Source organism: Amycolatopsis marina (genome assembly GCF_900111885.1).
Classification (GTDB): Bacteria; Actinomycetota; Actinomycetes; order Mycobacteriales; family Pseudonocardiaceae; genus Amycolatopsis; species Amycolatopsis marina.
The window spans coordinates 695,659-717,042 of sequence record NZ_FOKG01000001.1 but is presented as its reverse complement, the minus strand read 5'-3'; the positions used below and the strand labels follow the sequence as shown (position 1 = coordinate 717,042).

Below are 21,384 nucleotides of genomic sequence, written 5' to 3'. Positions count from 1 at the left end.
TCGGCTCACGCGGCCTCCACTCGGAACGGGTCGTGCTCGGCGAGCAGCTTGTCGAGCCTGGCCTGGTCCACCCGACTGACCAGGTAGCTGCCCTCCTGCCGATCGCGGATGCACTTGGCGAGAGTGAAGGCGGACGTGACGGTGTACAGCAGGCCGAGGGCCAGGAACCCTCTTACCCAGCCGTTCACCGGAAGGTAGGCGATGCCGACGGCGACAGCGACGATCGCGACGCCGAAGGAGATCGCGGCCTGCGCGAAGAACGCGTTCGTGGTGGGCGAGGTGGCCGGACCTGATGAAGTCATGTGCCTCACCCTGCGCCGAAGAGCGGCCGAAGTCTTGAGTATCGCTACTCAAACCACGGTCACGAATCGAGCAACCGTCAGCCGGTGATGAGGTAGCCCAGCAGCAGCTCGCGAACCTCGCCCTCGCAGTTGGCGTTCAGTGAGTCGAAGTGGCTGTCACCGGCGTTGCAGCGGTACAGCGGGCGCGCGGGAACGCCGTCCGGCGCGGCATCGAAAATGAAGCCGAGCAGGCCGACGGCCCGCTGTCCTTCACAACCGCCGGACTGGTCGATGGAGGAGAACCAGTCGCCCCCTCGCTTTGCCAGCGTGCAGGCATACAGCTTCCGCGTCCCCTGCTCCGGTTCCGCCGCGAGGGAACCGAGTACCCCCTCGGACGAGAAGCCGCCCGGCACCCTGACGTTGGCGGTCCCGGTGAAGTGCGCTCCCCTGGGATGGTTGTACCTGCTCAGCGGAAGCAACTCACGATTCGACGCGGGCGGTGGCGCGAGGGCCGTGCTCTCGGTGCGTTCGGCACCGCTCCCCGCGTCCTCGGCACTCTCGCCGGTCCCGCCTGACTCATCGGATCTGCCTGTCTTGTCCGCAGTGCCGGCTTCCGCGCGCTCCGCCACCTCGCCTGGCGTGGCCTGCTCGTTCGGTCCCGATGCCGCGCCAGGAGCGGCGGCGTCTCCGGGCACATCGGCCTGCTCGGCCTGCTGCGCGGCCTCCGAGTCACCGGCGTTGGCCACGGTGGTCGTCTTCTGCTCGGTGTCCGGCGGAAGCAGAAATATCGCGCCGAGCACCGCGACGACGGCCAGAGCGGCACCCACCAGCAGCAGCCCTCGCCGCCGCTTCGACTCCGGCGCGGTGTCAGCGCCCTCCGGCACCACGGCTGTGGCGGTGCCGACGTACTGGGCCGCCACCTCCTCGACCGGCCTGGCCTCGGTCGCGTCTGGACCACCGGACACCACCGCCGACAGCAGCGCCGACGCTCGCTGCGCGGTCACCCTGTCCTGCACGGATTGAGTCAGCAGTCCCTGGACCACGACGGCCAGTTGTCCCCGGCAGCGGCGCACCTGCGGCTGTTCGTACATGATCGCGTGCACGGTGGCCGCCGTGCTGTCGCGCTGGAACGGGGCATGGCCCTCCGCGGCGTGAAACAGGGTCGCGCCGAGCGACCAGAGGTCGGAGGCCGGCGCGGGGCTCGCGCCGGCGAACAACTCGGGCGCCATGTATCCGGGCGAGCCCATGATGCCGCCGGTCATCGTGAGGCTCGGGTCGTCCATCGCCTTGGCGATCCCGAAGTCGGCGAGCTTCACCCTGCCATTCGGCAGCACCATGATGTTGGCGGGTTTGACGTCGCGGTGCACGATCCCCGCGGCATGCGCCGTCCGCAGGGCGCCGAGCACCTGCGTCCCGATATCGGCGACCCGTGCGGCATCGAGCGGGCCCTGCCGTGCCATGAGGTCGGCAAGTGTGGGGGCGCTGACCAGCTCCATCACGATGTAGGTGACGTCCTGCCCCGGCAGCACGTCGAACACCGTGACCACGGCCGGGTCGTTCAGCCTGCCCGCGGTGCGGGCCTCCCGCAGCACCCGCTCGAGATAGGTCGCCCGGTCGGCGGCTCCCGCACCGATGGGCGCGCGCAGCTCCTTGAGCGCGACCTGCCGGCCGATGACCCGGTCGTCGGCTCGCCAGACGACCCCCATGCCGCCTCGGCCGAGTTCGTCCAGCACGGCGTACCGGCCGGCGACCAGTCTCGGTCTGCCGGAGTTGACCTGGTTTTGCACCCATACCCCCTCGTCGACCACGGGATCGTGACCGCGACGACATGCTAGCGAGGCATGGATCACCTGCTCCCGAACACCCGGCGACCCCGGCTCAGTTCCCGTACTGCTTCGTCTCGGGCCGTTCGATCAACAGAGTGTGCGCGGTGGTCTCCGCGACCGGACGGTGCTGGACGCCCTTCGGCACCACGAAGACGTCGCCCTTCGACAGCACGACGGGCTCCTGCCCCTCCAGTTCGATGCGGAAGCTGCCGTCCCAGCAGAGGAACAACTCGTCCTCGTCGTGCTGATGCCAGGGGAACTCGCCCAGCAGCCTCGCCACCCGGACCACGGTGTCGTTGACCAACGCCAGATCGCGCGGCTGGAACGGGCCGGGCAGGGCGGTGATGGCCGCGGTGATGGAGACCTGCTGGGCGGATGTGCTGGTTGTTTCACTCATGGATCCCATCCTCGGCGGGCCGGGTCCCCGGCCCCAGAGCCAATTCCGGAAAATTGGTTTGCCTGCGGACCGCGGCACGTAGGCTCGCCGCATGCGCGGTCCCCTCGTCATCGCCGTCGCCCAGCCGTTTTGTGTAAGCCACGACATCGCGGCGAACGCGGTCCGCCACGGGGACGCTGTACGGTCCGCGAACGCCGGAGTGGTGGTCTTTCCCGAACTCTCCCTGACCGGTTACGAGCTGGATGCCGAGGCGATCACCGCTGCGGACTCCCGGCTTTCACCCATCGTGGAAGCATGTGCCGAAACGGGGTCGACGGCGTTGGTGGGCGCCGTGACCATTGAGGACGGTCACTCGTACATCGCGATGCTGGCCGTCGACGGCGACGGGTCGAGCGTGGCGTATCGCAAGATCTGGCTGCATTCGACGGAGACCGCGCGGTGCACACCGGGCCCCGGTCCTGTCGTGCTCGACCTCGACGGCTGGCGGCTGGGCCTCGCGATCTGCAAGGACACGGGCACCGCGCGACACGCCGCCGACACCGCCGCGCTGGGTATGGACGTGTATGTCGCGGGCGTCGTGCACACCGCGGACGAGGCAGCGCTCCATGGTGAACGTGCCCGCCGGGTCGCCGCCGACCACGACGTGTGGGCCGCGACGGCGAGCTTCGCCGGACCCACCGGTGGCGGCTTCGCGCGCACGGCAGGCCGGTCGGGCATCTGGAGCGCCGACGGCGTCGCGGTGGCGCAGGCCGGACCGGACACGGGTGAGATCGCCCGCGCGACCATCACATGAGCATCCGGCTCACATCCGGCGATCGCCTCTGACGTGGCCGGTGCGCTCGAGTGCCTTGTAAGCACGCATGACCGTGCCGGGCGCGACCCCGAGATCACCCGCGAGCTGACGGACGGGCGGCAGACGTTCCCCTTCGGCAAAGGATCCGGAGTCGATCATCGCGGTCACTCTGCGACATGAGCAGGAACGCGACGGTGGCCGTGAACAGTCCGCCCACCGTGACCAGCTGGGTGCCACGGATGTAGTCGGAGGGCCTGCGGGAGTGGACGGCGGCGCGCCGGTGTGCCGTTTCGGGTGGTCTGACACCGAACTCGGCCGCCAGCAGCGCCGCGACGAGCACCAGGCAGAACACCGGGCCCGCCAGCGCGAGCCCGAGGCCGAACCGGCCGGACTGTGCGGTCACCCCTGCCAGGACGCAGGCCAGCAGCACACCACCGAGGAGCAGCGCGGACCGACGCCGGACGATCGGCAGGACAGCTGGGTCTGTGCTCTGCGGTTCGGCGCCGGCGCGTAGCCGGAGCACGACAAACAGGACGAGCAGCGCCCAGATCAGCACGAGAACTCCTGTGTCAATGGGTTGACACAGAACTAGAAGCCCGACGGTTTTGGGTCAAGGGAGCGACACAAAGGTCGTCAAAGCTCCGCGGTTGTGGTGGCTACCTCAAGCGAGTGCAGCGAGACATACCGCTGTCTCTGCACGAACGCGGAACCTCGTCCAAAGACGTCGTGTGGGAGACAGGCGCTCAGTTGCCGATGCTTCGGGTGTCCCGGCCCAGTTAGCAAGAAGACCTGGCAACGCCCGTCGACCCGCGGTGCCTTGTCAATCACCTCGGCAATCTTCCGATCATATCGGTCACCAGAGGTGCGCAAACGTTCAGCTTCCTCTGAAGTCCACTCAACATTGTCACGCCGATGCAGAACTGCAGGAAGGTCAAGCTTGATTTCCCGACCAGCGTAGAAAGCCATTCGGTCCACTGACCGAAAGGCACGACCAGCTTGACATACATATGCGCGGCACTGCTCGTACTGTGGCCAAGCATCTCGCGCCGCGACCACGACAGTGTCCTCGATACAGACCGGTCGGCGGCCATATACGTCCATAACTCCGCTACACCGCTCCAACCACGCTGCCGCGTTCGTGTCGATGTAGGAAGCGATCTCAATTATTTGACGTATCTCGAAAGGGACATCGACGTTGATCATCGAGTCGTGATGAGCTAGACGATTTCTGAACTTCCGCACTCGTTCGAGGGCAACTGAGACATCTTTACGGCGTCCAGAGGAGTTGGGGAAAGCCTTGCGAAGGCAGTCCCGCCAGAGTTCTTCGTATCTGGATCCAAGCAGCCCCGACCAGAACCCGAAACTCAACCCCGCGATGACCTGGTGCCGAGACTCTTTCCCCAGCGGCCGGAGTCGCTGCCGAACAGAATCCACCGCTTCCGCAACGTATTCACCACCTGGAGTGGGCAAGAGAAACCAAGGTATTCCACGCTGCTCTTCACGGAAATGTTGGCGCAGGCAACGGTCGAGGGCGTTGCGAAGCAGAACCTCAAGGTGTCCGACAACCTCGAAGGCCATACACGACGTCCGGGCACTCCACTCGTACAACTCAAGCGCCTTGCTCTTGTCGCCCCCAGCGTCTCGAAGGTAGGGAGCCATCCGAGCCTCAGATAGCATGTTCCACACGGCAGGCACGTCGACCTCGACAGGCGGCATGCACGAATGTTATCTTCGAACTCGAACGCCCCAGTGTCGCCTCTGATGCAAGCGCCTGGGGCTCCTTCTTGCCCTCGGGACCCGTTCTACTCGCCAACGAGACCGATCAGGGCCTGTTCGTAGCGGCCCACGGTCCGGCTCAGCCCTCCCGGATGCCCAACCCCACCGGGCACGACACGCCGGTGCCGCCGAGACCGCAGTAGCCGTTCGGCACCTTGTGCAGGTACTGCTGGTGGTAGTCCTCCGCGTAGTAGAACTCAGTCAGCGGGGCCAGTTCTGTGGTGATCTCCCCGTGTCCCGCCGCGCGCAGGGCCGACTGAAACGCGTCCCTCGAGGTCTCGGCGGCCACCTGCTGGGTGTCGTCCGTGTAGTAGATCGCGGAGCGGTACTGGGTCCCGACGTCGTTGCCCTGCTGCATGCCCTGGGTCGGGTCATGGCCCTCCCAGAACACCTTCAGCAGGTTCTCGTAGCTCACCTGCGCGGGGTCGTAGACCACGAGCACGGCCTCGGTGTGCCCGGTCCGCCCACTGCAGACCTCTTCGTACGTCGGGTTCCGGGTGTACCCGCCCGCGTAACCGACCGCCGTCGAGTAGACGCCGGGGGTTTGCCAGAACAGGCGCTCCGCACCCCAGAAGCAGCCCAGACCGAAGACCGCCGTCCGCATGCCCTCAGGGAACGGAGGGGTGATCCGCCGGTCGGTGTTGACCGCGTGCCATTCTGGGACCGCCAGCGGCGTCTCCCGGCCGGGCAGCGCCTCTTCGGCGGTAACGAACTGTGTCTTGTCTCGACCAAACCACGACATACTTCAACTGTACGCAGGACAGCTCTTAACAGTCCCGGATCGGCCCGCACAATACCCTGTACGGGCGGCACCCGGGCACACTCCGGGGAAGCACGTCGCGTTGGTCACGAGCGGGGGTCCAGATGGGTTGGCAGGACGAACTGCGGCGTCTCGATGCCGAGCTTGCCGACGGGCAGATCAGTCACGACCAGCACCGCAGGCTTCGCGACGAACTACTCGCGTCGGCGTCCGGCGGGGCGATGGTGTCACCCCGAGTGTCGCCGCTCCGCCGGAACGATCAGGCTGCGACGGCCGCTTGGCGCAGCACCAACCCCGGCCGGGAATCCCAGCCCGCTCCGGAACCCGCTCCCGTGTCGGAGCCCGTCGCACCGGCAGCACCCGAACCCACTCATCGCCCGTCTCCAGCCGCCGCGTTGCTGCGGACGGAGCGCCCGACGACGGCACCGAGCCCCGCCGACCACCGGCGTACCGAATCCATGCCGTATCCCCTGCTCGACCAGCCGACGCAGATACTGAGCCCGGTACCCGCGCTACCGCCGCTGGCACCGTCCGGCCGACGCCCGCCTCGGCTGCAGCAGCCGAGACCAGCCCGGTCCGAGCCCCGTGGGCAGCGAACCTCCTGGATCTTCATCTCGCTGGGCGTACTGCTGGTGCTCGCGCTCATCATCGGCGGAGCGTGGTGGCTCGGGCGCGGTGACGACGACAGCGGCGGAACCGCCGCGCAGCCGAGCACCAGCACGGCGCCGGACAACTCGGTGGAGGTGGCGCTGGCAGACCGGCTGCCGACGTTGCCGGGCAACGCGAGCCCGAACAACTCCACCCTGGCAATCGACAAGGGCGTCGAACTCGACCTGTATCCGGAGAAGGCAGCGGCGATCTTCCAGGAACACGGCGCGACCGAGGTGATCCACCGTGGTTCCACCGACGGCGACACGTCGTACTTCCTGCTGGTGATCTCCACGCCGGACGCGGACAGCGCGAAGGCACTCGCCGGCGACATGCGCGACCTCGGCACGAGCAGCGGCTACGAGCGGCTCGACGCGGCACAGCCCGCACTGAGCACGGAATCCGGCGACCGGAGCATGCACCTGTCCTGGTACACGTCCGGCAAGTCGGCCGTCAACGTCTGGGTGTCCCAGCCCCGCGACGGCGATCAGGCCGCACTCACCGGGGAACTCAACCGGACGATCGACTCGCTGAAGTCTGTGCTGCCGCCGGACTGACCTCGTCCTCAGGTGACATCGCCGCGGTCGGCGCAGCGGGTTTTGCCCGCGGTTTCCGCAGGTACTTCCGCAGCCGAGCAGTCGGCACCTCGACCAGACGCCAGGAGAGGACGCCGCAGACGTACGCGGCCACCACCCCGCAGGCCACGAGCACCCAGGGATCGCGAACTCCGGCCGAGACGATCATCTGCTGGACGGGGAAGCCCCAGAGGTACGTGCCGTAACTGCCCATCACCCACGGCCCGGTCCGCTCCAGCCGCTTCGGCCAGTGGTGGGCCACCACGACGGCGCAGTAGGTGGCCATGATCGGCAGCAGGAACTGCTCGACGGGCGACGTGCGCAGCAGCAGCCACGCCACGAACAGCGCCAGCGCAGGCAGCCGTCGCAGCGGGATCGTCTCGCGGAAGGAGTACAGCACCATCCCGAGGACGAACGGAACCATGTAGCCGACCAGCGGACCGGTGGGCAGGCTCGAGATGAGTGAGCCGACGTCGCCCCCCTGGGCCTCGATGAGGGTGTCCAGGACGAACATCCCCACCGTCAGCGGGAGCAGTACGACCAGCCGCGGGATGCGGAGCGCGAGCAGCAGCCCGACGACGAGCACGATCCCGTAGCCGACAAGTTCCATCGGCAGCGTCCAGATCGATCCGTTCACCGAGTACGGGTAGGGGTTGTCGGCGAAGACGCCGGGCAGGTCGTGCTGGAGCAGGAGCACCAGGAAGGTGCCCACGAGGTACCGCCAGGTCTGCTTGTCGGTCCAGTAGTCCCCCAGGGACCACGTCGTGTAGATCGGGCCGATCACGAACACCGTGATCACGACGAGAGCCAGGACCGGAGGCAGGATCCGGAGCAGGCGCCGAGCGCAGAAGCGCCACCAGCTCGGGTCGCGCTGCCAGCTGCCGCTGATCTGGTAGCCACTCATCGCGAACACCACCATCAGCGCGAGGTGTCCCGGCGCGAACTGCCACGACGGCGGCACGAGGGAGGCGCCCTTGTACATGGCCAGGCCCGCACTGTGGTTGGTGATCACGATGAAGGCGGCCACGAGACGAAGCCAGGCGAAGCCGAGATTGCGGTCGGCGTATCCGCTGTGCGATCGACGGGGTAATGGTTCGCCTCCCGCGACCATGCCAGCTTCCCCCAATCCAATGTGCGCGTGCCGACGAACCAGGCTACAGATCGTGTCTGCTTTGTCGGGCCCTAATCACAGATCCTGAGCCACAGGTCACGCCCGGTCAGGGCGCGCGGACCCGGGCGATCGGCTGGGTGACCTCGGCTGCGTCCGGCGGCAGCACCGGCCGGGGTGCTCGCAGGAACCTGCGCAGTTTCTGCGTGGGTGCCTCGACCAACAACCAGGACAGCACTCCGCAGATGTACGAGATGGGGACGGCCAGCGCCATCAGTACCCACTGGTCGCGCACTCCGGCGTGAATGATCATCTGTTGCACCGGGAACGCCCAGATGTACATGCCGTAGCTACCGAAGATCAGCCAACCGTCGACCTCGAGGCGCCGGGGCCAGTGGTGGGCGAGCACGATCGCGCCGTAGCCGGCCGCTGCGGGCAGCAGGTACCGGTCCAGCGGGGTCCAGTGCGCCCCGATCCAAGCCACGAAGAGGATGCTCGCCGCGAGCGGACGCAGTGGTATCCGGTCGCGGAACGTGTGTATGGCCATCCCGATGACGAACGGAACCATGAAGGAGACCAGCGAACCGGTCGGCACGCTGAGCAGGGAACCGGCATCGCCGTTGTAGCCGAAGGTCGCCTGGAACATGCCGTCCAGGACGACGAGCCCGGCCAGCAGGGGCAGGATCACCAGACGCGTCACCCCGAAGGCGATGACCAGGCCGACCACGAGCACGATCCCGTAGCCGATCAGCTCCATCGGCAGCGTCCACAGCGACCCGTTCACCGACCACGGGTAGGGGTTGTCCACGAAGACCCCTGGCAGCGAGTGCTGCAGGAGCAGCAACAGCGAGGTTCCCACCAGATAGCGCCAGGTCTGGATGTTCGCCCAGTAGTCCGCCGTGGTCAGCACGGTGAAGATCGGCCCGATGACGAACACGGTGACCATCACGACGACCAGCAGCGGCGGCAGGATTCGCAGCAGTCTGCGGGCGCTGAACCGCCACCAAGAGGAGTCCCTGGCCCAGCTGTCGCTGATCTGGTAACCGCTCATCGCGAAGAACGCCATCAGCGCGATGTAGCCCGGCGAGGCTTGCCAACTGGCCGGAAAGACGGTGAGGCGCTCGGGATGCACGAGCGGGGAACTGTGGTCGATGACGACCAGCGTCGCCCCGATCATCCGCAACCAGGCGAAACCGGTGTTGGGGTCGGCGTGGTCGCGCGCGGCGGGCCTGTGGCGAGAGGTCGACACGTCTGAGCCCCTCCCGAGCTAGTGCGAGCGGGTCCGGGCGAGCACCCCGGAAAGGGTGTTCCGAGCGACGTCAGGACCGAATCTGCGGAGCACGGCGACCTTCCCGTCCTCGGACATCCGCTGCCACAGCGCATCGTCGTCGAGCAGGGTGAGGATCGCCTCGGCGATCTCCTCGCTCGTGTCCCCGATCAGGATGTCCCGTCCCGGAACCAGGTGCATGCCCTCCGCGGCCAGGTCGGTGCCGACGACGGGCACGCCGTGCCCGAGGCTCTCGCCGACCTTGCCCTTTACTCCGGCTCCGAACCGGAGTGGTGCGACCACCACCCTGGCCGAAAGGTAGGCGGCGTCGAGGTCGTCGACCCAGCCGTGCACGACCACGCCGTCTCCGGCCAGGTCCAGCATCTCCTGCGGGGGGTTGCTGCCCACGATGTGCGCCACGGCATCCGGCCTGCGACGGCGCACGAGCGGCATGATCTCCCTGCTCAGCCAGAGTGCGGCATCGCGGTTCGGGATGTGGTCGAAGCTTCCCACGAACAGCACCCCTGACCGTCCGTCCGGCACCGCCTGCGTCCCTTCCGGGCTGTGCACGTTCGACAGCACCTCGACGTGCGCGGAATCCACCAGCTCGCCCAGCAGGTCGCGCTCGACGTCGGAGACGGTGAACGTCAGGTCCGCGGTTCGCACGAGTCCCAGTTCCATTTCCCGCAACACCTCGACGCGCCTGCGCAGCGTGGCCTCGGCCGCGGTGTCGCCGTTCTGTGCTGCCAGGTCGGCCTGCCGGGTGAGCCGGAGGAAGTGCACGTCCACCGTGTCGTACGCGACGACGCTGTCCGGCGCGTGCTCGCGGATGTTTTCCAGCAGCTGCCAGGCGACCTGCGGCCGGGACAACACCGTCAGGCGCAGCTCGGCACCCGCCTCACGGAGGAACTCCGCCTGCTCCGCGGGCCCGGCGACGACCGTCACACCGAGCTTCTGCAACGGCGCGACGTACCGCTCCGGAACCGCGTGGTTCATCGGGAAGAACACCACGCGCTGGTCGAGTTCGACCAGCAACTCGAGCAGCCGGACCATCCGGATCGAACCGGAGTCCTCGTCCGGCCGCGGCACCTGGTGATCCGCCACGAGGACCAGGCCACCGTGGTGTCCCCTGCTCGTACGCTGCCGGGCAAGCCACAGGTTGAGCGGGCTCGCCTCGCTCAACTGCTTGGCCAGCACAGGAGCCCATTTCTCCGCGAAGACCGACCGGTTGATTTCCTGGTGGCGCTTCACGCCCGAGGAGACATCGGTCCCGTTCGACACGCCCTCGTGGTGGACCACCACCGACGCGGGCTGCACCATGGTGCGGAAGCCCGCTGCCCGGACGGCGAAGGCCAGGTCGGTGTCCTCGTAGTAGGCGGGGGCGTACCTCGTGTCGAATCCGCCGATGCGGTTGAACAGATCGGTGCGAACCAGCAGGGCCGCGCCCGAGCAGTAGTCCACCTCGCGCAGGGTCTGGTAGCGGAGCTCGTGGGTGAACCCGCCCCTGCCGTAGTTCCATCCGGTTCCGTCGGCCCAGACGATGCCGCCGCACTCCTGCAGGCGGCCGTCCGGATACACCAGCTTGGCACCGACCAGCCCGACGTCGGAGTGGTCCTCGACCACTTCGACGAGCTTGTCCAGCCAGCCCTCGCGCACCTCGGTGTCGTTGTTGAGGAACATCAGCAGACTTCCCCTGGCGTGCTCCGCGCCGAGGTTGCAGGCGCCGACGAACCCGAGGTTCCGGGGCGCACGCACCAGCCGCACCCCGGCACAGCCCGCCACGCGGTCGGCGGAGTCGTCGACCGAGGCGTCGTCCACGACGATGACCTCGAACGGCGTTGTCGGCAGCTGGACCTCGATCGATTCGAGGCAGCGGCGGGTGTAGGCCCAGTTGCCGTAGGTCGGGATGACCACGCTGACGATCGGTTCGCCGCTGGTGGTCACGGCGACCGGACCCGGTTGCGCGGGCGCCTCCGGAAGCACCCCGGCCTGCCTGCCGAGAGCGAGCTCGTACGCGTTGCGCCTGCGGGTACCTCGTGGAGCGACCCGCTCGATGGTCGAGCGGTAGCGGCCGATCATGCGTTGCGCCATCGCGGAATGCTCGGCCCGCAGCGTGGCATTTTCGGTAGCCAACTCGTGCACGGTCCGCCGAAGGTCCGCGAGGTTGCCGGTCAACCAGTTCAGCCGGACGTCGTCGTGCTCGTTCTTGCGGCGCAGACGATCGGCCTCCGCGGCCACCCTCCGGTGCTCCTCGCGCGTGAGGTGCGCGCGATGCAGAGCGGCGTCGCGCTCGTCGGTCAGCTCGTGCTCCCTGGCCGCCGCCTCGGTCAGCCGGGTAGTGAGTTCGCCGCGTACCTGCTCGGTCTCCTTGCGCTGCTCGGCGCCTGCCCGCTCGGCGGCCGAGGCGACGAGTGTCAGGTCCGGGTCCACCAGCACCGAAGTAGTCGGCGCGTCGATCTCCTTGTCGGAGGCGATGGCCAGCAGGTAGGTGTGCGGAGCGCCGGCCTCGACGGCCCAGTCCTGTCCCTGCCTGCTCCGCAGCGAGTGGGCCTCGGTCTCGCGCACGGATCCGGCGGAGGCGTTGTCGTGGATCAGCGAGCCGACGGCGACGTTCTGCCGGAGCACGACGACGTTGCCGAATCGCGCGGACAGCAGATCGTGGAACTCGTCCTCGTGCAGTTCGTGCACGTGGAACGGATTCTCATTGCCGTGATCCTCCGTGTACACAGCGACATCGGGCGTGCTGCACAGGAGCACCCCGCTCGGGGCGAGGCGGTTGCGCACCAGTTCCAGCAACTGATCCTGCTCGGCGACGTGCTCGATGGCCTCGAAGCAGGTGATGACGTCGAACGGAGCCGCGTCCGCGAGCGCGTCCGGGTCGGTGATCGAGCCGACCTCGAAGCTCAGGTTGCCGAGCGGGTAGTTGGCGCGGGCATGCTCGACGGTGACCGGGTCGATCTCCAGCCCCACGACCGAGCTCGCCTTCGCCGCCATCAGCGCGCAGCCGTAGCCCTCACCACTGGCCAGATCGAGCACCCGCTTGCCCTCGGTGAATCGGAGGGCGAACGCATACCGGTGATAGTGCTCGTAGATGACCTGGATGTCGGGCGTCCACGGCACGCATCGTTCCCCGGTCCACTCGATGAGCCGCTGATGCGGGGTCCCCATACCCATGCGGGCAGGTTACGGGAGGTGGGGGGTCGGTCGGATCGAGGTGCCCAAATCCGCGGTGCTGCACACGCACCGTGTTCACCCCCGATTCGAGAATGCCGGAACCGGCCACCCCGTTTCCGGGCACCGGATACCGTAGTGCCGTGGTCAGTCGTCCCCCGCCGCTCACTCCCGCCAACGGCGGGCTGCCTGCCACACCCGAAGCGTGGTTGCCGAACGAGCACAGCCTGTACCGGCCCCGGCACAGTCGGCGGCAGCGCACGGCCCTCGCCTGCGCGCTCGTCTTCTTTCTCGCGCCCGCGATGGCCTTCGTCCTTGGTGTCCGGCCACAACCGTTCGAGAACCGCGACCTGCAGGCGTTCCCCTCCCCAGGCGACGGCTGGGGCTTCTTCACCTCCTTTCCCGAATGGGCGAGCGATCATCTGCCGCTGCGTGAGGCAGGTGTGGACGCGGCGAGCGGCGTCAGCACGGGTCTGTTCGGCGACTCGCCGGAGTCGGGCCGGGGCACACCCTCCGGGCCGGTGGGGATCGATCCCCAGGTGCCGGGCGGACAGAACCCCGACGAGCAGCGCGACACCTACTACCCGAACATGATCTTCGGTAAGGGCGACTGGTTGTACCTCGGCGCGGACGTCAGCAACAAATGCAAACCGGACCTGGAGCTCGATCAGGTGATCGGCGCGCTGCAGCGGCTGCGCCACGTGGTCGAGTCCTCCGGGCGGCGGTTCGAACTCGTGATCGCCCCGGACAAGAGCACCGCCGTCCCGGAAAACCTCCCTGCTGATTACGCGGGCAAGAAGTGCGCGACCGAATTGTCGGGGCGGTTCTGGAACCGGGTCACCAGCGAGGCTGGCGCTGTCGACCTCCGGACCGAGCTGGCCAGGACCGCCGCCAGGGTCGGGCATCCGCTCTACGGCCCGAACGACACCCACTGGACCTACGAGGGCGGCCTGACGATGACCTACGCGCTGGCCGAGCAGCTCACGCCTGGGGTCACGTCCTCGTGGGAGGTCAATCCCGGCGCGTTGAGCGAATGGCCCGCCGACCTGCCGCCGCTGCTCGGCCGGTCCGAGCAGCGCGAGATGCGCAAGTACGAGCTGGCCCCGGACGGTGAGACCAACCGAGAGCGGTACGTGGCCAGCGACTTCCGGGAGCCGCTGCGGCTCACCGGCACATCGGGCACCGGCACGATCGCGGAGAGGACCGGCCTCATCGCTGACTCGTTCACGCAGTTCGCCAGCCCGTTCCTCGCGGCCGGCTTCCAGGATCTGCTGATCGTGCATGCCGAGACCGTGGCGGACGACCCCGCGGCGAGCGCCGCACAGTTGCTCGCCGACCGTGAGGTCGTGATGGTGGAACTCGCCGAGCGGAATGTGGCAGGTGGGGAGACACCGCTCCTGCGAAACGACGTGATCGAGGCCATCGGCGGCGTGCTCGCGCAGAACCCTCGATAACAACCAGATTCCAGGAGGACGGGATATCGCGCCGGACACGAGCGGGCGAGCGGCCGCACAGTAGGTTACGACTGGGTGGTCGGCGGCAGTGGTCCCGTCGCCGCGGTGCACAATGTGCTGGGTTTCCCATCGTCGGGGTGTGCTGAGGCCCGGAACGCGTACGGAGATTATCCCAAAGGGGGTGCCGGGGTGGCCTGGCAGGAAGAGTTGCGCAAGCTGGACGAGGACCTGGCTTCGGGCAACCTCAGTGCGGATGAGTACCGGTCTCGTCGCGATCAGATCCTCTCGTCGGCGGTGAGCTCGGGGGAGCAGCCCGCGCAGGGCAACAGTGCGGGCCCACCGGCCGACTCGACGCAGATCATCCAGCCGGTCTCGCCCCAGCAGGGTCAGGGGCAAGGTCCGCCCAGCCCGCCTGCCGGTACGCCGGTCGACGGTGGCGCCGAGCGCACGCAGGTGGTGTCGAACTGGCAGGCTCAGCCACCGCAGCAGCCACCGCCGTCGTCCCCCGCCGGCGGCTTCCCCGCGCAGCACCAGCACCAGCAGCAGGGCATGGGCCCCGCCTCCCCGGCGGGTGGTTTCGCTCCGCCGCCGCACATGCAGCAGGGCCAGCAGCCGTGGAACGCCCCGCAGGAAGACGTCAGCCCGCCCTGGGGCGGCTCGGACTTCCCGCCGATCGCACCGCCGCCCCGTGAGTCCGAATGGGTCGCGCAGGGACCGGAGACCTTCGAGACGAAGTCGTCATCCGGCAAGGGCCGCAAGATCGCGTTCTCCGCGCTCGCCGTCGTGGTCCTCGCCGGGCTCGGCGTGGCCGTCTGGCTGCTGTTCATCAAGGACAACGGTCAGGAATCGCAGCCACCAGCCGCGCAGGAGACCAGTCAGCAGGCGCCCGCGCCGACCAGTGAGCCGCTGCCGGAGCCGCCCGCGGTCAAGTCGGAACCCAAGGACCTGGACTCCGCACTCGTCGACCCGCCGGGTGAGGAGCGCAGCGGTGGCGGCGAGTTCGACCTGGACAAGCTGGCCGAGAACAAACTGCTGCCGGAGCCGATGATCGCGGCCCTCAAGGACGCCGACATGAGCGAAGGCCTGCTCAAGACGACTGCTGACGGTGACTACATCGTCGGTCTGTTCGCGCTCACCGTGAAGGACGCGCAGGCCGCCGCGACCGCCGCCCAGGCGTACGCGGCCACCCAGGAGGAGGGCGGCATTCCGGCGCGGCCGGAACTGTCGCTGCAGGGTGTGCCCGTGTACGGTACCGGCGAGACGGCCAAGAAGAGCGTGTTCCGTGGCGTCTACGTGCTGTACGACAAGGTCATCATCGTCGAGCAGTTCGGCACCGACCCGGCCGACACCAGACAGAAGTTCGAGGAACTGCTCGCCGACCAGCTCGAACTGGCCCCGCCGACCCAGCGCGACTGAGGCGGTTCGGGCACCGAGCCGTCCCCCAACGGGTGAGATCGGCCGTGTCGGGCTCCGCCGTCCCAGGATGCTCGCGCTCACGGGCGCAGCATCGGGGCGGTTGGAAGGAGTTCGACATGCCGTTGGAGATCGCTCTAGTCTCCGTGCTCGCCGTCGTGTTCGTGGTGCGGGTCGCCCTGCACCTCAAGCACAGATGAGCGGCTCGGTCAGGCCCGCGCCGGTAGCGGAAGCACCGCGCGCACCTGGAAACCGCCCGCGCTGGTCGTCCTGATCTCCACCCGTCCGCCGAGAGCGGCAGCCTGGGCGCGCATGGCACGCAAGCCGTCGCCCACCCTGGCGGCGCTCGCGCCCTTGCCGTCGTCGCGAACCACGAGTTCGAACACGCGGTGGCGGCGGTCGAATCGCACGTTCACCTCGGTGGGCTGATTCGCGTGCTCGATCACGTTCGTGAGCGATTCCTGCAGGATGCGGTACGCGGTGATGTCCACCTGCTGGGGCAACTCCCCCGGCCTGCCGTGCTCACGTACGTGTAGGCCGGCCGATCGGGCGTACTCGAACAACTCCTCCCGCTGCCACAGTCCGGGAGGAAGCTCAGACCGTGGCGCCGAGCGGCGCCTGCTCAGCATCACCAGCACGGTTGCGATCAAGGCGGCAGCAGCGAGGGCGACGAGTACCACATCGCCCAGCAGCCAATCGCCCTCGAACACCCAGAAACGGTACCCCCGTCGGGTGACACCTCGAACTGCTTTGCCCGGATCCGCCTGATCGGGCGTTGCTTGCCGATGGGAGCGGGCGCACACTGGGCGCCCTGCGAAGGGAGCCTGCCATGACTGGTGACGAGAACTCGACGGTCAAGGAGCAGGCCCGATCGGTATGGGCGCTCGGCGACTACGCGCGGGTTGCCGACGACGTGCTGGCCGGGCTGGGAGACCGCCTGGTCGAGGCGTGCGGCATCAAGGCCCGGCACCGCGTGCTCGATGTCGCAACAGGCACAGGTGGCGCCGCACTGCCCGCGGCGGCGCGGGGTGCTTCCGTGGTTGCCTCGGATCTGACCCCGGAACTGCTCGACGCCGGCCGCCGTAGAGCGCTGGAGCGCGGCCTCGAGCTGGAGTGGGTGGAGGCCGACGCGGAACAGCTTCCCTTCGAGGACGGCGAGTTCGACGTGGTCATGTCCTGTATCGGCGCGATGTTCGCCCCGGACCACCAACGCACGGCCGACGAACTGCTGCGTGTCTGCAAGCCCGGCGGGACGATCGGATTGATCAACTGGGCCGCTGATGGTTCGATCGCGCGGTTCTTCGAGGTGTTCGCGCCGTACGCACCGCCGTCTCCCGCGGGTGCTCAGTCGCCGATGCTGTGGGGCTCGGCCGAGCACGTGGAGCTCCTGTTCGGGAACCGGGTGAGCCACCTGGACATGATGGCGGGTGATCTCGTGGTCGAGCACTTCGCGGACAAGGAGGATTTCTGCGCGTACTACAAGGCCAATTTCGGCCCGGCCATCGCGACCTACGCCGATATCGCCGACGACCCGGAGCGGGTGGCGGCACTGGACCGCGATTTCCTCGACTACGCCGCACGCGCGAATGTCAGCCCCACAGCCCCGTCGCCGACGTACGTCTTCGACTACGTCGTCGTGCTGGCCCGCAAGAAAGAGTCGTGAGACGGGCGCTGAGAATGATCTTGTGATCAGCGACGGCGCTACGCTCGGTGCACCATGCCCGATCTGCTCGGAATCAATCATCTGACACTATCCACGACCGACCTCGACCAACTCGTGGCGTACTACACCGGGTTACTCGGAGCAACACTCGCGTTCGAGCGCGCCGCGACCTCTGCTGATCCCCGAATCGCTGTCGTGGATGTCGGTGGGGCCGACCACCTGATGATCGTCGAAACCACTACCGCCCCCGGCACTGATCTCGACCCCCTGGGCGAGGCGGGATGGGGACTGCGCGTGGGGACGTACGCGCAACTGTGTGCGGTTCGCGAGCGAATCGTCGTCGCCGGATGGCCTGCCGGGGAGATCGAGACACTGCCCACGCAATGGACGATGACGGCTCGCGATCCCGATGGCCGACCTGTGGATGTCCGGGCCCATCGCCCTCGCACGACAATGCCGTAGCTACTCGTGCGCTAGCAGGATTCGCGGTTGTGCTGAAGGAACGACTTCCAGGCAGCCGGAGCGACGACCAGCACGCCCGCATTCGGAGCTTTCGAGTCGCGCAACGCCACCGCCGAACCGGCGAAGGCAACCTCGACACAGTCACCGTTCTGGCCCCCACCACTGTGGCTGCTCTTGCGCCAGTGAACTTCGGCCAGTTCCACGAGGTGCGCCTCCCGGATCGACTCACAGTTCGTCGGCCACTCGCCGAAGCCAGGCGATCGAGCGCTGCTCGTCCAGTGCCAATCCAGCAAGGTGACTGAACGAAAGCCTAGCAGCGCGAACCTCACTCGCCTTCTCTATCTGGAGCGACCCGAACCCGTACTCGATGTACGCAAGGTCCGGCTCGTGCTTGCCGGGAAAACTTACAACGATGAAGTTGCTGTACAGCCCCTCGTGTACTTTCACCTGGCTGGGAATCACCTGGAAGCTCACATTCGGCAGTTCCGCGCGAGCTGCGATCTGGACCAGTTGCTCCCGATCGCACGCGTTGCGGAGCAGTGCGGACTCGTCCACCACCGCATGCACACCGAGCAGCGGTTCCTCGAAGAGACGATGCTGGCGACGCAGCCGCACCTCAACCTGCTTCTCGAGAATGTTGCTATCGAGCGGTTCCCTCTCTGCCGCAAAAACAGCCCGCATGTATCCCTCGGTCTGTAGCAGGCCGGGTACGAATCCGAGCTGGTACGTCCGCACCACCGATGCCTCAGCCTCAATGCTGACAAAACCTCTGTCGTCGTGCCCGTAGGCGTGCCACCAGCCGCGTTCCTCGGCTCGGTCGTACATGCGGACGTATTCGTCGTAGTCCGAGACGATCACGCCATAGAGATCGAGCATGGCCAGGAATTCGTGATAGTTCGGCAGCTGCCCGTGCTCGATCCGGCTCAGCTTCGCCTCGGACAGCCGCAGCCGTCGCGCGGTCTCCTCCTGGGTCAGCCGCGCCTGCTCCCGGAGCCTGCGCAGCGTGCGCGCGAGCTGGCGCATTCGGAAGTTCGGTTTTCTCGGCTCCCCCACCCCTACCACCCCTCGAAACCTCGCGTCGTTACCGCTGGAGATCACGCGTGCACGGATAGTAGGTCGAAAGCCCGACAGTCGAAGGTTTCGACCCTGCAGGTTCCCGCGCACGCTCGCGGCGTGATCGTTTGGGGATATCCGCACGAGCTGGAGTACCGGTTCGAGCGCGCGAAGGGCTACCGCGAACACCTCTACACCGAACTCGTCGACGACATGGGCTTCGTGCTGGAGCACCGCTCGGCGCTGTGGGAGGGCTGGCTCGTCCGCTACACCGGCGCGTGCGCGGAGGACTACCTGCGCCGGGTCCGGGCGAAGCACGGCCTCTGGCTGGTGAGCGTCTACGCGCTGCTGCCGCCCGACCACGCCCGCGAGCACCGCATCACCGTGCGCGTTCGGTGGAAATCTCAGAAAGTCGGCTCCGTACCCGTCGGAGAAGTCGGTCCCCGGACGACGATGGGGACGTGAGCGAGCCACCCAGCGAGACCGGCGCGGACCCTCCGCAGCCCGCGAGCGAACTGCACGTGGAGCGGAGCTTGCGGAGTGACGCCGATCGGACACAGAGCGAGCCACGGGTGCACCGAGATCCGGCATTCGCGCTGCTGGAGACCTACGACGCGGCGCTGCCGGAGGTCTACGGCTACCTGCTGTCCCGGTGCGGGAACCGGGCGCTCGCCGAGGAGCTGACCTCGGAGACGTTCCTCGGGGCTGTCGCCGCGACGCGCAAGCCGGACGCGCCCGCGGTGAGCATTCCATGGCTGATCGGGGTCGCGCGGCACAAGCTCGCCGACCATTGGCGTCGCCGTGAGCGGGAGCAACGCGGGTTGCGGCTGGTCCACGAGGCCGAACCGGAGTCGGTGGACCCATGGGACGCCGAACTCGACGCCCTGCGAGCCCGGCAGGTGCTCGCCGCGATGGGGGCGCATCACCGGGCCGCACTGACCTTGCGCTACCTCGACGGGCTCGGCGTCCCGGATGTCGCGGAGATCCTCGACAGAACGGTGCATGCCACGGAGGCGCTGCTGGTACGCGCCCGGTCAGCGTTCCGGGCCGAGTACGAGCGGAAGGAGGGCTGTGATGACTGACAACGATCCGTTGGCCACCCTCCGCAGGCCGCACCAGCCGATCGCCCCGGACCCGGCGTTCGCCGACGACCTGCGGGAGCGGTTGCGCAGCCTCATCCTGCCTGCCCCGACCACGACTGGAGACACCATGACCACCACGGAACCCGCCCAGGCGGGCCCACGAGCCGACTACCACTCGATCAGCCCCTACCTCGTCGTGGACAACGCCCGGCGGGCACTCAACTTCTACGTCGAGGTGTTCGGCGCCGAGCGCAGGGGCGAGCCGATCGTGATGGAGGACGGCAAGATCGGGCACGCCGAGGTGGCGATCGGCGACTCGGTGCTGATGATGGCCGAGGAGTTCCCCGAGGTCGGCCACGTCGCCGGGGTCGGCGGCGCCTCGCTGCGGGTGGAGGCGACCGATGTGGACGCGACCCTGACGCGAGCGGTCGAGCGGGGCGCCGAGTTGCTGAGCCCGGCAGAGGACCGGGGGCACGGGCGGACCGGCAGCATCCGGGACCCGTTCGGTCAGCGCTGGATGGTCAGCCAGGCGCCGCGGCGGTCGTCGGCGGGAGCACCGGCACCGAGGCACGGCCACGCCGCGTACTTCACCTTCACCGTGCCGGACGACGAGGCGGCCCGGTCGTTCTACGGCGCCGTGCTGGGCTGGCAGTTCGCCACGGGAACCGTGCCGCGAGCCTGGCATGTGGAGGGCAGCGGACTACCGGACGCCGGAATCTGGGGCGGGCAGGAGTACCCCGGCTGGAAGCTGATGTACGCGGTGGACGACCTGGACAGCGCCGCCGGGCGGGTGCTGGCACAGGGTGGACAGGTACGGGAAACCAAGCAGGAACCCTATGGGCGTACTGCCGACTGCGTGGACAACCAGGGGGTCGAGTTCTGGCTGTGGGAGGGCTGATGACGATGTACGAACGCTGGATCCACGAACTGTGGAACGGCAGCCTCGCCGACCTCCCGGCGATCGCGCGAGGCGTGGTCTCCGACGACTTCGTCGGCAACTGGCCGGGGCAACCTGGCCTCGTACATGGTCCGGACGAGCTGGCCGCCGTGATCCGTCAGGGCAGAGAGATGTTCGACGAGCTGAGCTTCGACATCGAACTCGGGCCGATCGAGCAGGGTGACCTGGTGGCGGGCCGGTGGGTGGCGACCGGGCGCTACCAGGGTTCGCCTTCGGAATTCCATGGCCACGACCTGCTGCGCCGCGACGGGGACCGGTTCGTCGAGTACTGGGTGATCGCCGAGGACCCGACCGGCGGTTGAGCGCGTGAGCATCGCATGGACCTCCGGCGCACTAACCTTGCGAGGACGTGAATCCGCAGGTCCGAGGAGACGTGGCATGTTCCAGGTCGGAGCGGTCAGATGGACGGGGGCGGGCTGCCTCGTTTTCCCACTTTTGCTGGCCGGGCTTGTCTTCGGCGCGGTTGTTCAAGAGGTGTTCGACGGGAAATCCCTGATCACCGACGCAGGCTGGGCAATGGGGTTCGTACTCAGCGCCGTCCTCATCAGGCTGATCGGCACGCGGTTGAACCGGTACCGCGACGAGCACACCCTTTATGACTCTCCGATGCAGAGCTACGTGTGGCTTGCCGCGACGTGTGCTGTGCTCGCCTTGGGTGTCGTCATCCTGGCCCGCGTCGTAGCGGATTCGAGTTGAA

At 67.8% G+C, this 21,384-nt stretch carries 23 protein-coding genes; 11 read left to right on the top strand and 12 right to left on the bottom strand.

Annotated elements, in window-relative coordinates; all coding sequences use genetic code 11:
- Positions 1–5: 5 nt before the first annotated feature.
- The 3 genes from BM199_RS03560 to BM199_RS03550 all read right to left on the bottom strand — a co-directional run bounded on the left by BM199_RS03560 (position 6) and on the right by BM199_RS03550 (position 2,504).
- A complete protein-coding gene (locus BM199_RS03560) occupies positions 6–302 on the bottom strand; it encodes a YiaA/YiaB family inner membrane protein (protein ID WP_091669195.1) in 297 nt (98 codons plus the stop codon).
- Between the two features lie 77 nt (positions 303–379).
- Positions 380–2,068: a serine/threonine-protein kinase gene (locus BM199_RS03555; protein WP_245788109.1), complete on the bottom strand. Its 1,689-nt coding sequence runs from the start codon at positions 2,066–2,068 to the stop codon at positions 380–382.
- Positions 2,069–2,159: 91 nt separating this feature from the next.
- Positions 2,160–2,504, bottom strand: coding sequence for a cupin domain-containing protein (locus BM199_RS03550; protein WP_091669192.1), 345 nt, complete (start codon positions 2,502–2,504; stop codon positions 2,160–2,162).
- 91 nt (positions 2,505–2,595) lie between these two features.
- Between BM199_RS03550 and BM199_RS03545 the strand changes: the two genes are divergently transcribed.
- Positions 2,596–3,297 carry a carbon-nitrogen hydrolase family protein gene (locus tag BM199_RS03545; protein WP_091669189.1) on the top strand — a complete coding sequence of 234 codons (702 nt, stop codon included), beginning with the start codon at positions 2,596–2,598 and terminating at the stop codon, positions 3,295–3,297.
- A 9-nt stretch (positions 3,298–3,306) separates the two neighbouring features.
- Here BM199_RS03545 and BM199_RS03540 read toward each other — a convergent pair whose 3' ends face one another.
- The 3 genes from BM199_RS03540 to msrA form a co-directional block, all read right to left on the bottom strand.
- Positions 3,307–3,456 carry a GntR family transcriptional regulator gene (locus tag BM199_RS03540; protein ID WP_091669186.1) on the bottom strand — a complete coding sequence of 50 codons (150 nt, stop codon included), beginning with the start codon at positions 3,454–3,456 and terminating at the stop codon, positions 3,307–3,309.
- Positions 3,392–3,853: a hypothetical protein gene (locus BM199_RS03535; RefSeq protein WP_091669183.1), complete on the bottom strand. Its 462-nt coding sequence runs from the start codon at positions 3,851–3,853 to the stop codon at positions 3,392–3,394. Before BM199_RS03535 ends, BM199_RS03540 begins: the two co-directional genes overlap by 65 nt.
- 1,299 nt (positions 3,854–5,152) lie before the next feature.
- Positions 5,153–5,815, bottom strand: a complete 663-nt coding sequence (msrA, locus tag BM199_RS03525) for a peptide-methionine (S)-S-oxide reductase MsrA (protein WP_091669180.1) — start codon at positions 5,813–5,815, stop codon at positions 5,153–5,155.
- A gap of 122 nt (positions 5,816–5,937) precedes the next feature.
- Here msrA and BM199_RS03520 point away from each other — a divergent pair, with 122 nt between their 5' ends.
- Positions 5,938–7,038, top strand: coding sequence for a hypothetical protein (locus BM199_RS03520; protein ID WP_091669178.1), 1,101 nt, complete (start codon positions 5,938–5,940; stop codon positions 7,036–7,038).
- Here BM199_RS03520 and BM199_RS03515 read toward each other — a convergent pair.
- From BM199_RS03515 to BM199_RS03505, 3 genes are all read right to left on the bottom strand, one after another.
- Positions 6,992–8,167 carry an acyltransferase family protein gene (locus tag BM199_RS03515; protein ID WP_091669175.1) on the bottom strand — a complete coding sequence of 392 codons (1,176 nt, stop codon included), beginning with the start codon at positions 8,165–8,167 and terminating at the stop codon, positions 6,992–6,994. The two genes, BM199_RS03520 and BM199_RS03515, sit on opposite strands and share 47 nt — an antisense overlap.
- Before the next feature lie 106 nt (positions 8,168–8,273).
- Positions 8,274–9,413 (bottom strand): acyltransferase family protein, encoded by a 1,140-nt coding sequence (locus BM199_RS03510; protein ID WP_281245655.1) that lies wholly within the window; start codon positions 9,411–9,413, stop codon positions 8,274–8,276.
- A gap of 18 nt (positions 9,414–9,431) precedes the next feature.
- A complete protein-coding gene (locus BM199_RS03505) occupies positions 9,432–12,605 on the bottom strand; it encodes a glycosyltransferase (RefSeq protein WP_091669173.1) in 3,174 nt (1,057 codons plus the stop codon).
- A gap of 140 nt (positions 12,606–12,745) precedes the next feature.
- Here BM199_RS03505 and BM199_RS03500 point away from each other — a divergent pair, with 140 nt between their 5' ends.
- Entirely contained in the window at positions 12,746–14,056 is a 1,311-nt protein-coding gene (locus BM199_RS03500) for an alginate O-acetyltransferase AlgX-related protein (RefSeq protein WP_245788108.1), read from the top strand.
- A 189-nt stretch (positions 14,057–14,245) separates the two neighbouring features.
- Positions 14,246–15,472 (top strand): flagellar basal body-associated protein FliL, encoded by a 1,227-nt coding sequence (locus tag BM199_RS03495; protein ID WP_091669169.1) that lies wholly within the window; start codon positions 14,246–14,248, stop codon positions 15,470–15,472.
- A 206-nt stretch (positions 15,473–15,678) separates the two neighbouring features.
- Here BM199_RS03495 and BM199_RS03490 read toward each other — a convergent pair whose 3' ends face one another.
- A complete protein-coding gene (locus tag BM199_RS03490; protein WP_091669166.1) occupies positions 15,679–16,179 on the bottom strand; it encodes a sensor histidine kinase in 501 nt (166 codons plus the stop codon).
- A gap of 119 nt (positions 16,180–16,298) precedes the next feature.
- Here BM199_RS03490 and BM199_RS03485 point away from each other — a divergent pair, with 119 nt between their 5' ends.
- Both BM199_RS03485 and BM199_RS03480 read left to right on the top strand, forming a co-directional pair.
- Positions 16,299–17,132: a class I SAM-dependent methyltransferase gene (locus BM199_RS03485; RefSeq protein ID WP_091669164.1), complete on the top strand. Its 834-nt coding sequence runs from the start codon at positions 16,299–16,301 to the stop codon at positions 17,130–17,132.
- 54 nt (positions 17,133–17,186) lie between these two features.
- Positions 17,187–17,594, top strand: coding sequence for a VOC family protein (locus BM199_RS03480; protein WP_091669163.1), 408 nt, complete (start codon positions 17,187–17,189; stop codon positions 17,592–17,594).
- An 11-nt stretch (positions 17,595–17,605) separates the two neighbouring features.
- On the opposite strand, the gene BM199_RS03475 is transcribed toward BM199_RS03480, so the two are convergent.
- On the bottom strand, positions 17,606–17,797 hold the full coding sequence (locus tag BM199_RS03475; RefSeq protein WP_091669160.1) for a DUF397 domain-containing protein: 192 nt from the start codon (positions 17,795–17,797) through the stop codon (positions 17,606–17,608).
- Between the two features lie 22 nt (positions 17,798–17,819).
- Positions 17,820–18,647 carry a helix-turn-helix domain-containing protein gene (locus BM199_RS03470; RefSeq protein ID WP_245788107.1) on the bottom strand — a complete coding sequence of 276 codons (828 nt, stop codon included), beginning with the start codon at positions 18,645–18,647 and terminating at the stop codon, positions 17,820–17,822.
- Positions 18,648–18,767: 120 nt separating this feature from the next.
- On the opposite strand from BM199_RS03470, the gene BM199_RS03465 reads away from it, so the two are divergent.
- The 5 genes from BM199_RS03465 to BM199_RS03445 all read left to right on the top strand — a co-directional run bounded on the left by BM199_RS03465 (position 18,768) and on the right by BM199_RS03445 (position 21,383).
- Positions 18,768–19,112 carry a hypothetical protein gene (locus BM199_RS03465; protein ID WP_245788106.1) on the top strand — a complete coding sequence of 115 codons (345 nt, stop codon included), beginning with the start codon at positions 18,768–18,770 and terminating at the stop codon, positions 19,110–19,112.
- Between the two features lie 107 nt (positions 19,113–19,219).
- Positions 19,220–19,729, top strand: a complete 510-nt coding sequence (locus BM199_RS03460) for an RNA polymerase sigma factor (protein ID WP_091669793.1) — start codon at positions 19,220–19,222, stop codon at positions 19,727–19,729.
- Complete coding sequence (locus tag BM199_RS03455) at positions 19,722–20,627, top strand: VOC family protein (protein WP_091669154.1); 906 nt, start codon at positions 19,722–19,724, stop codon at positions 20,625–20,627. The genes BM199_RS03460 and BM199_RS03455 overlap by 8 nt, the downstream gene beginning before the upstream one ends.
- Positions 20,627–20,989 carry an ester cyclase gene (locus BM199_RS03450; RefSeq protein WP_342741690.1) on the top strand — a complete coding sequence of 121 codons (363 nt, stop codon included), beginning with the start codon at positions 20,627–20,629 and terminating at the stop codon, positions 20,987–20,989. Before BM199_RS03455 ends, BM199_RS03450 begins: the two co-directional genes overlap by 1 nt.
- A 76-nt stretch (positions 20,990–21,065) precedes the next feature.
- Positions 21,066–21,383: a hypothetical protein gene (locus BM199_RS03445; RefSeq protein ID WP_091669152.1), complete on the top strand. Its 318-nt coding sequence runs from the start codon at positions 21,066–21,068 to the stop codon at positions 21,381–21,383.
- Position 21,384 lies beyond the last annotated feature (1 nt).

Coding starts and splice junctions, on each gene's coding strand:
- BM199_RS03505 (WP_091669173.1), bottom strand. CDS start 12,605: ATGGGTATGGGGACCCCGCATCAGCGGCTCATCGAGTGGACCGGGGAA.
- BM199_RS03485 (WP_091669164.1), top strand. CDS start 16,299: ATGACTGGTGACGAGAACTCGACGGTCAAGGAGCAGGCCCGATCGGTA.
- BM199_RS03450 (WP_342741690.1), top strand. CDS start 20,627: ATGACGATGTACGAACGCTGGATCCACGAACTGTGGAACGGCAGCCTC.
- BM199_RS03455 (WP_091669154.1), top strand. CDS start 19,722: ATGACTGACAACGATCCGTTGGCCACCCTCCGCAGGCCGCACCAGCCG.
- BM199_RS03540 (WP_091669186.1), bottom strand. CDS start 3,456: ATGATCGACTCCGGATCCTTTGCCGAAGGGGAACGTCTGCCGCCCGTC.
- BM199_RS03550 (WP_091669192.1), bottom strand. CDS start 2,504: ATGAGTGAAACAACCAGCACATCCGCCCAGCAGGTCTCCATCACCGCG.
- msrA (WP_091669180.1), bottom strand. CDS start 5,815: ATGTCGTGGTTTGGTCGAGACAAGACACAGTTCGTTACCGCCGAAGAG.
- BM199_RS03445 (WP_091669152.1), top strand. CDS start 21,066: ATGTTCCAGGTCGGAGCGGTCAGATGGACGGGGGCGGGCTGCCTCGTT.
- BM199_RS03515 (WP_091669175.1), bottom strand. CDS start 8,167: ATGGTCGCGGGAGGCGAACCATTACCCCGTCGATCGCACAGCGGATAC.
- BM199_RS03545 (WP_091669189.1), top strand. CDS start 2,596: ATGCGCGGTCCCCTCGTCATCGCCGTCGCCCAGCCGTTTTGTGTAAGC.
- BM199_RS03520 (WP_091669178.1), top strand. CDS start 5,938: ATGGGTTGGCAGGACGAACTGCGGCGTCTCGATGCCGAGCTTGCCGAC.
- BM199_RS03480 (WP_091669163.1), top strand. CDS start 17,187: ATGCCCGATCTGCTCGGAATCAATCATCTGACACTATCCACGACCGAC.
- BM199_RS03560 (WP_091669195.1), bottom strand. CDS start 302: ATGACTTCATCAGGTCCGGCCACCTCGCCCACCACGAACGCGTTCTTC.